This is a genomic window from Globicatella sp. PHS-GS-PNBC-21-1553 (genome assembly GCF_033564055.1).
In the GTDB taxonomy this organism is placed as follows: domain Bacteria; phylum Bacillota; class Bacilli; order Lactobacillales; family Aerococcaceae; genus Globicatella; species Globicatella sulfidifaciens.
Genome location: NZ_CP085470.1, coordinates 431,392 through 444,695, shown reverse-complemented (window position 1 = coordinate 444,695; position 13,304 = coordinate 431,392). Strand labels below are relative to the sequence as shown.

General features: G+C 35.3%; 8 protein-coding genes. All 8 read left to right on the top strand.

Features of this window, described 5'->3' with window-relative positions:
• The first annotated feature begins 8 nt into the window (after window positions 1-8).
• A complete protein-coding gene (locus tag LB888_RS02065) occupies window positions 9-1,610 on the top strand; it encodes an extracellular solute-binding protein (protein ID WP_318753410.1) in 1,602 nt (533 codons plus the stop codon).
• Between the two features lie 75 nt (window positions 1,611-1,685).
• A complete protein-coding gene (locus LB888_RS02060) occupies window positions 1,686-4,730 on the top strand; it encodes an alpha-mannosidase (protein ID WP_318753409.1) in 3,045 nt (1,014 codons plus the stop codon).
• 9 nt (window positions 4,731-4,739) lie between these two features.
• The gene (locus LB888_RS02055) at window positions 4,740-6,971 is read left to right on the top strand and encodes a glycoside hydrolase family 3 N-terminal domain-containing protein (protein WP_318753408.1); all 2,232 of its coding nucleotides are present in this window, start codon (window positions 4,740-4,742) and stop codon (window positions 6,969-6,971) included.
• A 30-nt stretch (window positions 6,972-7,001) separates the two neighbouring features.
• Window positions 7,002-8,381, top strand: a complete 1,380-nt coding sequence (locus LB888_RS02050) for an alpha-L-fucosidase (protein ID WP_318753407.1) — start codon at window positions 7,002-7,004, stop codon at window positions 8,379-8,381.
• Window positions 8,382-8,831: 450 nt separating this feature from the next.
• A complete protein-coding gene (locus LB888_RS02045; protein ID WP_318753406.1) occupies window positions 8,832-9,692 on the top strand; it encodes a MurR/RpiR family transcriptional regulator in 861 nt (286 codons plus the stop codon).
• Window positions 9,682-10,608: an N-acetylmuramic acid 6-phosphate etherase gene (murQ, locus tag LB888_RS02040; RefSeq protein WP_318753944.1), complete on the top strand. Its 927-nt coding sequence runs from the start codon at window positions 9,682-9,684 to the stop codon at window positions 10,606-10,608. The genes LB888_RS02045 and murQ overlap by 11 nt, the downstream gene beginning before the upstream one ends.
• Window positions 10,598-12,034, top strand: a complete 1,437-nt coding sequence (locus LB888_RS02035; RefSeq protein ID WP_318753405.1) for a PTS transporter subunit EIIC — start codon at window positions 10,598-10,600, stop codon at window positions 12,032-12,034. Before murQ ends, LB888_RS02035 begins: the two co-directional genes overlap by 11 nt.
• On the top strand, window positions 12,027-13,088 hold the full coding sequence (locus tag LB888_RS02030; RefSeq protein ID WP_318753404.1) for a MupG family TIM beta-alpha barrel fold protein: 1,062 nt from the start codon (window positions 12,027-12,029) through the stop codon (window positions 13,086-13,088). The genes LB888_RS02035 and LB888_RS02030 overlap by 8 nt, the downstream gene beginning before the upstream one ends.
• The last annotated feature ends 216 nt before the right edge of the window (window positions 13,089-13,304 follow it).

Genomic DNA, 13,304 nt, shown 5'->3' with positions numbered 1-13,304 from the left:
GTTTTAATATGAAAAAACGTTTATTCAAAGCAACAGCAGCAGGTTTATTGTTGTCAACACTGATGAATGTACTACCCGTTAATGCCGACACCTTAACGGAATTTCCTCTTTCTGAAGAACCTTTAGAAATGAGTTTAATTGCTCCAGGTACAGGATTAGCTGAATGGAAAGACATGCCAACTTTACAAGAATATGAAAAAATGACCAATATAAAATGGGAATATATTACACCTCCAATGGCAGATTTTAGTACACGTCTAAATTTGGCGTTTGCCAGTGGTGATCTTCCTGATGTTATTTTTGCAGCAGGTTCGCAAAACTTAACACGAGGGATGGAAGTAGATTACGGTTCTCAAGGAATTTTATTACCATTAGAGGATTTATTAGCAGAAAATGCTCCAAACTTGTCCAAAGTATTAGAAGAAAATCCAGATATTAAAAAATCAATCACAGCTCCGGACGGTCATATTTATAGTTTACCTTATATTAATCATAGTTCAATTAGTATTTGGCCATTAGGTCCAATGTGGTATAACGGTACTTGGTTAGAAGCACTAGGCGTGGAAGAGGTTCCGAAAACAGTTGATGAATTCTATGATTTACTCGTTCGCATGCGTGATGAAGATCCTAATGGTAATGGGCAACAAGATGAAATTCCTTTAACTGATGTTAAACTAGATACGATTCGTTTATATATGATGGCTTCATTTGGAATGAAATCATCTTCTATCGAAGAGGTTGATGGTAAGGTAAGATTTGCTCCTTCAACTGAAAATTATCGTGGCTATTTAGAATTTATGAAAAAATTATATTCTGAAAAATTATTAGACCAAGAAACCTTTATTCAATCTAATGAACAAAAGAAAGCCAAAGGACAAAATAATCAAATCGGAGTATTCCAAGACTACTTCTCATACTTTACTTTAGGCGAAAATGAAAAAGAAGCGATGAATGACCCAATGTTCCAAACATTGACAAGTGAATTTTCACCTGAAACGCTAGCTGTTGCCAGTCCGCGATTCTCAACAGGTACATTCGCAGTGACGAATAAAGCTAAAGATCCTGCAGCTGCCGTTAGATGGGTTGATTATTTCTATTCAGAAGATGGATATGAATTCATTAATCAAGGACCAGAAGGTTTCCTATGGAATAAAGGACAAAATGCCGCAGGTGATGAGATAAAACTCTTTAATGAAGAGAAAGTCGATGTTGAAAAAGCTGAAGATTATCGTGGAACCATCACACCAGCTTATGGTATTTTAGTACCACTTTATGAAACAGACTTAACAGCGATTAAGGTAAATCCTGAGGATCCAGATGTCACTGAATTCACAGAATTCTTACGTGCAGAAACGGAAGAGAAAGTCACACCATATGCTGAAGTTCCATTCCCAATCACTTATTTAACAAAAGATGAACAAGACCAAATTAGTATGAATGCTACTGATATCTCAACTTATGTAACGGAAATGGAAGCTAAATTCATTACTGGAACGGTTGAGTTGAATGATGACACTTGGGCAGATTACTTAAAAACTTTAGAAAACATGGGAATTGAAGACTATGTGAAAGTTTACCAAGGTGCTTATGACCGTTGGGCAAATTCATAAAAGTCGATAATAAATAATTAATAGCCTCTGGTTTCTTATTCCAGAGGCTATTGTTCTAAGCATATGGAGGATTTTATGTTTGAATTTGAATATATAAGAAAACAATATTATAAATTAGCTAATTTTATCAAAAAAGAAGAATATCCAATTCATAATGTTCGATTAGTTAAGGGCGATTTAAATGAAGATTATGTTTTAGGAACTTATTTTGGACAAAAAAATAATTATTATACTTTGTTATCTGAAATTAAGGTTCCACAATTAGATATTGGCGAAACATTCTGGATTGAAGCCTATTCCTCTCTAACAGAATGGGATAATAGCACTAATCCACAGTTGAAATTATATTTAAATGAAGAGCTAATTCAAGGGTTAGATGTTAATCATCGCCATACTGTCGTTCCAGAAAAGTTTTGGGGACAAAAGGTTTCAATGCGATTAGAAATCTTTAGTGGACGAGAAGAAAAGCAATTCCCAATGTATATAAAAGCGTATAAAATTGATCAAGCTACTTATAATACTTATTGGGATTTTAGAGTGGCGGTTGAAGCTTGGCAAGCGATTGAAGAAGATTCTTATAAATTGATTTATCAAGAAACATTATTGAAATGTACTAAGCTATTGGATTTTCGCCAAGTTTATTCTGATGATTACTACCAGCGTTTAGAAACCATTCAGTCTATTTTACAATTGAATTTATATCAAAAATTCAAGGAATTGTCATCAGTGGATGTCTATGCAATAGGTCATACACATATTGATTTGGCATGGTTATGGACTTTTCAGCAGGCCATTGAAAAGGGTGAACGTAGTTTTTCAACGATTTTAAAATTTATGGAAGATTATCCTAATTTTACTTTTATTCAAAGCCAGCCACAATTGTATCAAGATATTAAAGAACAGTATCCAGAACTATATCAATTGATTCAAACCCAAATTAAAGAGGGAAGATGGATACCTGAAGGAGCGATGTGGGTTGAAAGTGATACTAATTTAATTTCAGGTGAGTCCATGGTTCGACAATTTTTATATGGAAAACAGTATTTTAAAAATGAATTAGGAATTGAAAGTAAAATCTGTTGGTTACCAGATGTATTTGGTTATTCACCAACACTGCCACAAATCATGGCTAAAACCAATACTCCGTATTTTATGACCACCAAATTATCGTGGAATCAAATGAATCAAATACCAAATGATTCTTTCACTTGGAAAGGATTAGATGGAAGTGAAGTGTTAGTTCATTTTATACCGACAGTTAGTGTCGGTTATAGTCCTACACCATTTTATACCACCTATAATGGTATGTTAGATCCGTTAACTTTAAAGAAAAGTTGGGATCGTTATATCAATAAAGATAAAAATAACTTTATTATGAATGCCTATGGATATGGTGATGGTGGGGGAGGGCCGACTATCGAAATGTTGGAAACGGCTCAAAGATTAGAAAATGGATTACCAGGAATACCAAAAGTGAAGAATAGTAACGCACTTGATTTTTTTGAAAATTTGGAAAAATCGAGTGAGAAACAAAACTTTAATACATGGGTGGGTGAGCTTTACTTTGAATATCACCGTGGTACTTATACTTCTATCGGTAAAATAAAGCGTCAAAATCGTTTTGCGGAATTTTACTTACAAAACATTGAAAAACTGTATACTCTTTATAAATTGGAAAACTATCCAAAATCAGCAATAGAAAATTTATGGAAAATCGTTTTAAAACATCAATTTCACGATGTTCTACCGGGGAGTTCCATTCAAGAAGTTTATGATGAAGCGGATTCTACTTTCGAAAAATTATTTGCATCATTTGAACAATTATACAACAATCTATTTCCCTCTCCTGAGGAAAAGAATGATTTAATAATCTTTAATCCTAATGGGATTTCACAAAGTGGCTATATTCAATTAAAGGAAACAACAGGAAGTCTACTTTTAAATGGCCAAAAAGAGTTAGAAAGTCAACAGTTGACAAATCACGAACGCTTATATTATTTACCTAACTTGAAACCATTATCCACTGTAAAAGTAGGGCTGGAAGAAACGAAATCGGAAGAAGTCGATTCAAGATTTAAATATAATGACAAAACCCGTCAATTAGAGACTCCTTATTATTGTGTTGAATTTGATAAAGATTACCAAATTATTAGTTTATATGATAAAGAAGTGCAGCGTATGGTGAATGTCGATCGAGGTTTATTAAATGAGTTAGTGGTGTATGAGGATATCCCGATGGATTATGATGCATGGGACATCGATATCTATTATCCCTATAAACGTTGGACTATTCATCATTTAAACAGTGTAAAAGTAAAAGAAAACGGATCTCTGATATTTAGTCTCCTTATTGAACGACATTATCAACATTCTACTATCCAACAGGAAATGATTTTTCATGCATATTCAAGAAGAATTGATTTTAAAACAGAAGTGGATTGGCAAGAAAATCAACAGCTATTGAGGGCTGAATTTAATGTAGATATACATGCATATGAAAGTACTCATGACATTCAATTTGGTAATATTAGGCGTCCAGTGCATCGAAATACCAGTTGGGATATTGCCAAATTTGAAACGTGTGCTCATAAGTGGATTGATTTATCGGAAGAAGATTATGGTTGTGCCCTAATGTCAGATTGTAAATATGGTTACAATACTGAGTATCAGAAATTTGGAATATCTCTAATTAAGTCACCTATTGATCCCTATCCAAAAGCAGATATTGGTTATCATCAATTTTCTTATAGTTTGTATCCGCATCAAGGTGATTGGAAGAATTCGGATGTTGTAGCAGAAAGTTATCAATTAAATAATCCATTAGTGGCTTTACCGGTCGCTGAAAATCAGCAGATAATGTCACCTCCAATTGAATTTGAGAATGATGCGATAATAATTGATACTTTAAAACAATCAGAAGATGGCAAAGGAATTATTGTACGACTTTTTGACTTTAAAGGACGTCGAACCAAAGTGAATGCTAGGGTTATCTCTTCATATACTAAAGTTTATGAATGTAACTTACTTGAAGAAGTTGAAACTGAATTAAGGATTGATTCAAACAATCAATTTATATGTGAAGTTAAGCCCTATGAAATTAAAACAATTAAATTAATGTAAGGTGGTCTTATGATAAATCGATTATTAAAAGAAATGACACTTCGTGAAAAAGTAGGACAACTGAATCAAAAATTATATGGGTGGGATGTCTTCGAAAAAAATAATGGAAAAGTGATTCTAACCGAAACGTTTAAAAAAGAAGTAGAACGATGGGATGGCTTAGGTTTTATTTATGGTGTCTTTCGCGCAGACCCATGGTCAATGATGGATTTTAATCACGGACTGACGAAAGAAGAATCATGGTCTTTAAGTCATGATATTCAAAACTATTTGAAAGAAAATACCCGTTTAGGAATTCCAGTACTGTTAAGTGAAGAGTGTCCGCATGGACATCAAGGACTCTACTCAACAAGTTTTCCAGTCAATTATAGTGTTGGGGCCAGTTGGAATCCCACACTCTATCAAAAAGCACAAGCAATCGTGGCTAACGAAATACGTATGACCGGTGCACATATTGGCTTAATATCTACTTTAGATGTCTCTAGAGATCCTCGTTGGGGTAGAACTGAAGAATGCTTTTCTGAAGATGCTTATTTAACAGGTCGTTTTACAAAAGCAGCTTTAAGAGGACTTCAAGGGGATATTTCTGAACGATTGGGACCAGATAAGGTATTGGCTACCTTGAAACATTTTGCGGGACAAGGAGCGACTTATGGTGGTCATAATGCGGGACCCACTGGTATTGGGAATCGTGAATTATATGAGATTCATTTATTACCTATGAAATATGCTATTGAAGAAAATGTTCGACTGACGATGGCTGCCTATAATGATATTGATGGCATCCCGTGTCATGGTAATGAGAAGTTATTAAATTCAATGCTTCGAGATAGATTAGGTTATGAAGGAGCTGTAATGTCCGATGGTGTTGCATTAGAACGGCTAGTTTCGCTCGTGGATGGCAATCGTGAATTAGCAGCTGCTTGGGCTCTAAAAAGTGGGGTAGATATTAGTCTTTGGGATAATGTTTTCACCTATTTAGAAGGTGCAATTGAAAAGAAATATCTTGAGATGGAGAGTTTAGATCAAGCAGTACTAAGAGTCTTAAAATTAAAAGAAAAATTAGGCTTGTTTGACCCCCCAACTACGAAAATTACAGGATATGATATCCAAGAATCACGCGAAATCAATAAACAACTAGCACAAGAATCAATGGTTTTACTAAAAAATGAAAACAATATTTTACCGATTGATGTTAATAAAATAAAAAAAATAGCGGTTATGGGTCCTAATGCAGATGCACCTTATAATCAGTTAGGGGACTATACACCCTATAAAGAAGATGAAACTGTGTCTACCATTTTACAAGGTATTAACACTCATCTTAAAGACTCCCCCGTTGAAGTATTATATGCTAAAGGCAGTATGATATCATTCGGTTCTAAGGAGCTGATAGAACAGGCAAAAGAAATTGCTGAACAGGCTGATTTTGTTATTCTTGCTTTGGGTGGGGCCAGCGCGCGTGATTTTTCAACTAAATTTGATGAAAATGGCGCTGCCTTAAGTGGCTCTAGTGAAATGACGAGTGGCGAAAATATTGACTTAGCTGATATTGAATTACCACCATGCCAAAAAGAATTAGTTAATGAAATCTATAAAATTAATAAAAATATAATTGTTGCCTTAATTCAAGGACGACCTCATATTATTAATGAAGTTGAGTCGAAAATCAAAGGACTCTTTAATCTAGGATACCCTGGTGAAATGGGAGGGATAGCCTTTGCTGAACTGTTGTTTGGTGAAGTATCTCCAAGTGGTAAATTAGCAATGAGTATACCATTATCAAATGGTTCTTTACCCGTTTATTATAACTATAAAGATAATCACCATAAGTATGCTTATATTGATCAAGAAGAACGTTATGCTTATCCATTTGGTTATGGCTTAACCTACTCAAAATTTGAACTTCGCGACGTTAAAGTTAGCGATAAAATCATTGAGGAAAAGTATCAAGTAGAAATAACAGGACAACTTGCCAATATCGGTGAATTCGATGCTCACGAAGTCGTTCAGGTTTATATTCGAGCTCATCATTTAAAAGTCATACCACGAGTCAAAGAACTGAAAGGGTTCAAGAAACTATTTGTGCCCAAAGGAAAACAGGTTTCGTTTTCCATTATATTAAGCGAACAGGAGTTAAGTGGATTGGATGAAAATCTTGAAGAACGTCGTTACTCTAAAATAAAAGTCATAGTTGAGTGTCAAGAGACTATAATTGAAGAGAATTTAAAGTTTAATTAATGCCAAAACTAGGAGATGACAAATAACACTATGGGAAGGAAAATTGAGGATGTAATAAAAGTTGTACCTACAGAGCGACAATTAAAGTGGCAACAATTGGAATTTATTGGTTTTATCCATTTTGGAATCAATACGTTTTATAACGCTGAATGGGGACAGGGCAATGAAGATATTAGTTGTTTTAACCCCAAGAGATTAGATGCTGAACAATGGGTTCGCGCTTTAAAGGCTGCTGAAATGAAAGGTGTCATATTAACTTGTAAACATCATGATGGATTTTGTTTGTGGCCCAGCCAGTATACTTCACATACTATCGCCAATACACTCTATAAAGATGGTAAAGGTGATATCGTAAAAGAAGTGGCTGATGCTTGCATAAAATATGATATGAAATTTGGAGTTTATCTTTCTCCTTGGGATATGACTGAATCAAGCTATGGTACAGGAAAAGGGTATAATGAATTTTTTGTTAATCAACTTACCGAGCTATTGACGCAATACGGTGACATTTTTGAAATTTGGTTTGATGGAGCGAATGGTGAAGGACCCAATGGAAAAACGCAAGAATATGATTGGTTAGGTTATTATCAAACTATTCGCCAATTACAACCGAATGCCGTAATTGCGATTATGGGACCAGATATTCGATGGATAGGAAATGAAGCAGGCGTTGTAAGAAATAATGAGTGGAGTGTGGTACCAGAAGCGTACTCAGATCCATCCTATACCGCTAGTCACTCCCAACAAGCGGATGATAAGGAGTTTGCTCAAACCTATCGACATGACGATGCAGATTTAGGGAGTCGTTCTGTCATCATGAATTATCCAGGTAAATTAATCTGGTATCCAGCTGAAACAGACACCTCGATAAGACCAGAATGGTTCTATCATCCTGAACAAGATTCACAAGTAAAAAATAGTGAAGAACTATTTAACTTATATAAAAAATCAGTGGGCGGTAATAGTGTCTTATTATTAAATGTCCCTCCTAACAAAGACGGATTGATTTCTGAAGTAGATGCGCAAGAATTAGCAGGATTAGGTGAAAAAATAAGGCAACTAAAAATAAATGACAAAACATTTCCTATTCATTGCGGGAAAAATATTTTGTATAAAAATGATTGCCAATTTGAATTTGTTGAATCCAATGAATTAATTATTGAAGTTGAAGAAACCCAAGATATTCGTTATTTAATCATCCAAGAGGATATTACGAAAGGACAAAGAGTCGAAAAATTCTTAGTTGAAATTGTTAAAAGAGATGGAGAAGTAACAAAATTCTCTTTTGGAACTATTGGCTATAAAAAAATTATTGATTTGCAAAAGGGGATAAAAGTTTCTAGTATCAGGATAATATTTGAAAATTATCGTGGGAAAAAGATCTATTTAAAAAGAGTTAGTGTTAGTTAAGTAATAATACCAATTTCCTATATGAATAGAATTAAACTTTAATCAGAAAATAGGAGTTGATTTCATAATTTTATTCTTTAGTAAAATTATTTAGTCAGTGTTTAGGTGATTTTAGTAGGGTGCTGTAAATTGGTTAGCTCTCACTTGACAATATGTGATGGACATTAAGAGGCTAAGTAAAAACTTTTTTAATTCTGTTCAGGCATATCTATTTAATTCAAAGCGCAGTGGTTGAGTAGCCTCAAACTGCGCTTTAATGGCTTGTTTGAGACCTACTAAACTGTGCGGGGGTGGGCAAGAAGTAGAAAATCAACTGATTTTCTACTTCTTGCCCACTCCCTCTTGCCCATCCTTTTCATTTACCCAAATAATACAGTTTATGGTATAATGTACCATGATTGAAGCGTTTTATAGTAATAAAATTCCACACGTCTTATAATGGAGGTAAGAATGAGTAATACACTGACAAAATTGAGAGTTTATCGACCAACAGCCAGTCAAACAGAGCGGTCGATTATCGACTATGTTTTAAAGAATCCATTGAAAGTAGGAAACATGAGTATTCATCAATTAGCTGAAGCGACTTTTTCATCCCCGACTTCGATTATCCGATTATGCAAAAAGGTTGGATATGACGGGTATAAATCTTTTAATAAGGAATTGCTTTATGAACAAGCGGTGCGAGAAAATGTCTTTGAACTAGATAATCATGTCTTTAGTCTGAATGATAATTCAAGTGAGTTGATTCAAAGTGTGATTTTGAATAACTTATCAATATTAAGAGAACTAACTTTTTTAATTTCGGATTCTTTAATCGACCAATGTGTGAGTGAAATTGAAAAAGCGGATAAAATAGTTTTCTTTGGCATCGGCGCTTCGTTAATTGTCGCAAAAGACGCTCAGATGAAGTTTGCTAGAATTAATAAGATGGTTCACGTATCGGAAGATTGGCATACGCAACTGTTAATGGCACGGAATATGAATGCTAATGATTTAGCTGTTGCGATCTCTTACTCAGGTGAAACAGATGAAGTCATTAAATGTGCACAAGAAGCTAAAAATTTAGGGGCTACGATTATCACCATGACGAAAGAAGGCAACTCACGATTAAGTCAATTATCTACTTATCCTTTATTTGTTCCTAATAGTGAAATAGGAATGAGAAGTGCAGCCATGTCATCGAGAATTGCTCAAATGACTTTAATTGATGTGATCTTTTCTAGTTATTTACATGATATTTATGATGAGGGCATCTTGATGATTGAACGGACGAGAATTTTGAAAGGAGATGAAACACTTGATCAATCTTGAGGGAATGAGTACCGAAACTAGAAATCCAAATACGATGCATTTGGATGAAATGTCCATTCATGAAATATTAACCATAATGAATGAAGAAGACCAAAAAGTGCCTCTAGCTATTAAAAAAGTACTACCACAAATTGAACAAGCCGTTACCGTAATCGATCAAGCATTTAAGAAAGGAGGACGATTAATTTATATAGGTGCTGGAACCAGTGGGCGACTCGGTGTGTTAGATGCAGCAGAATGTGTGCCAACATTTGGGACATCGCCAGAAATGGTTCAAGGCTTAATTGCCGGTGGTCAAGAGGCCATGATGTTTGCGGTAGAAGGAGCAGAAGATAGTCAAGAAATGGCAAAAGCTGATTTGACGGCTATCGATTTAAGTGCAGACGATGTAGTAGTAGGGATTGCTGCTAGTGGCCGAACCCCTTATGTAATTGGCGGATTGAATTATGCTAATCAGGTAGGAGCACATACGGTGTCGATTGCTTGTAACGTGGATAGTGAAATAGGAAAAGTTGCTAAAATCGTAATCGAAGCGGTACCAGGACCAGAAGTCTTGACCGGTTCAACCCGTTTAAAAGCAGGAACGGTTCAAAAATTAATTTTAAATATGTTATCTACCGTTTCAATGGTAAAACAAGGTAAAGTTTATCAAAACTTGATGGTAGATGTTCAAGCAACGAATGAAAAACTGGTTCGCCGTTCACAAAAAATTGTTTGTGAAGCAACAGGAGTTAGTCTTGAAGTTGCTAAACAAACTTTAACCGAAAGCAAAGGTGATGTTAAGACAGCCATTCTAATGATTATATTAGAGGTTGACTTTGAAACAGCCACGACATTGTTGGAAAAATCAGAAGGACATATTAGAGAAGCAATTCGTTTAAACAATACGAATGGAGGAAATGAAAATGGCAAGTAATGTTGAATTAATTAGAAAAATAATAGAAAAAATAGGTGGCGAATCCAATATTGCCTCCGTTACTAACTGTATGACGCGTTTAAGAATCACACCTAAAAATCGTGACTTAATCGATTTTGAAGGCTTAAAAAATATTGATGAAGTGATGGGCGTTGTCGATGCGGACACCGTACAAATAGTAGTAGGACCAGGGAAAGCACGTAAGGTAGCGGATGAAATGATCGAAACCTACAAATTTAAAGCAAGTCCTGAATTAAATATTGATGAATCCAATGAAGATTGGAAATTAAACAAACAATCCGTTAAATCAAAACAACATAAAAGTAAATTAAAACAAGCATTAGAACTTATTGCTAATATCTTTATTCCATTAATTCCAGCTATTATTGCAGCCGGTATTTTCCAAGGCTTTGGTAGTTTACTTGGACAATTGATTACCCAAGGCACTTTAAGTGGCGATTTCTGGGAAGGTACTAGAATTATCTTCTCATTAATCGGGACCAGCTTCCTAGGATACTTTGCTATCTATACTGGTATTAATTCAGCAAAACAATTTGGAGCAACTGAAGCGCTAGGTGGAATGGTTGGGGCAATGTCGATTGCGGCTCCAATCGTAGAATTTTCAACATTGCTTGGTTTATATGATGCGGAAACACCATTAAACTCAATCTTAACGACCGGTAAAGGGGGAATTATTGGGGTTATCTTAGGTGTTTATATCTTATCACGTATTGAAAAAGCAATGCGTAAAGTGGTTCCAGATGTATTAGACTTAATCGTGACACCTGTTGTGAGCTTATTATTGACTGCTATTATTATGGCATTATTAGTAATGCCAGTGTCAGGTTTCTTATCTGATTGGTTAGTTAAATTCTTAAATATCTTTATTGCATCAAATAACCCAATCATTAGCGTACTATCAGGTTATATTTTATCAGCTGTATTCTTACCAATGGTATTATTAGGATTGCACCATGGATTGATTCCAATTTATGCGATTCAATTAGAGCAAATGGGTGGTGTATCACTATTCCCAGTATTAGCGATGGCCGGTGCTGGACAAGTAGGAGCAGCCATTGCTATTTACCTAAAAGCAAGACAAACGAAGGATGAAAGACTACAAAAAGTCATTGCCGGTGCCTTACCAGCAGGATTTTTAGGAATTGGTGAACCCTTAATTTATGGGGTTACTTTACCATTAGGTAAACCATTCATCACAGCAGGATTAGGTGCAGGATTTGGTGGTGCGTATGCAATGTTGATGGGCGTTAGAGCGACTGCGTGGGGACCATCCGGTTTAGTAGCCTTACCATTAATGACTCCAAGTACGATGATTCATTATTTCATCGGTTTAGTTATCGCTTATATTGGTGGCTTTGTGGTAACCAGTATTATGATTAAACCAGAGGACTTAACGAATGTATAAGCCACTTGGCTTTTCCATCTACGCTAGCCATTTTGAAGAGCAAAAGCAATGGTTAACCCAATTAGCGATTAAGGAACGAAGAGTATTCACTTCGTTGCATATCCCCGAAGAGGTATCCAGTGACTATGCTTCAAAAATTAAAACAATGCTAGCGTGGTTGAAAAGCGAACAATTTTATGTCATTGCCGATGTCAGTCACCATACACTAAAGTTTTTAAACGTGAAAAATTTAACTGAACTCGTTGAAGAATACCCGATTGATAACTTAAGAATTGATTTTGGAATTAGTTATGAGGAACTTGCAACATTACCACGGCATATCGATTTAACTATCAATGCTTCAACTCAGCAAAAACAAAGGGAAGAAATTTTACGTTTGAAAGATCAATTAGGTCATAAAATAATGGTCATGCATAATTTTTATCCTCGTCCCGAAACAGGACTCGATATCGAACAGTTTGTAGCCATCAATCAAACTTTCAAAAATGATGGTTTTGAAGTGTTAGCCTTTATCGCTGGCGATACAGCAAAACGTGGACCGCTTGCTTTAGGACTACCAACAGTAGAAGTCACACGTCATTTACCACCAGTTTTGGCCTATTGCAAACTCCTTAAATGGGGTGCGGACGCGGTATTTCTAGGAGATCTTGCATTATCAACGCAACAACTTGAAGCAATTGATAATTATGTCAATCAAGATGTGATGGATTTACCAGTGAACCTTGAAGAATCTTATACATGGTTATATGACCGAGTACTAACCATTCGCTTGGATTCACCGAAAATGCTGTTGAGAGTATCCGATTTAAGAGAAAACTTGATTGCCAATACCTATCAGCCAGATAATATTTCTCAAAAACGGGACAAAGGAAGCATCACAATCGATAATTGCCAATATGGACGCTATGAAGGAGAATTGCAAATTCTAGGCAAAGACTTACCTGCCGATGACAAAGTCAATGTCATTGGGCATCTTACCAGTGACTATCACTCTATTTTTGATTTAGACAATAGTGGCCAGAAAATAAGGTTTAGAAGAGTATCAGATATTTGACTGTTGAATGACGCTGGTCCAAAACTAGATAAATTCAACGAAGTTATTGTACGTTAATAATCGGCGCGGTGGTTGAATGGTATCATACTGCGTCTTAATGACTTGTATGATATATATTCAATTGGTTGCGGCTATGTATATATAGTTAAGCTATCATGTATATTTTGATGACTGAGAAGGCATCGGAGTACATGGTGGCTTTTTAGTATACAAAAA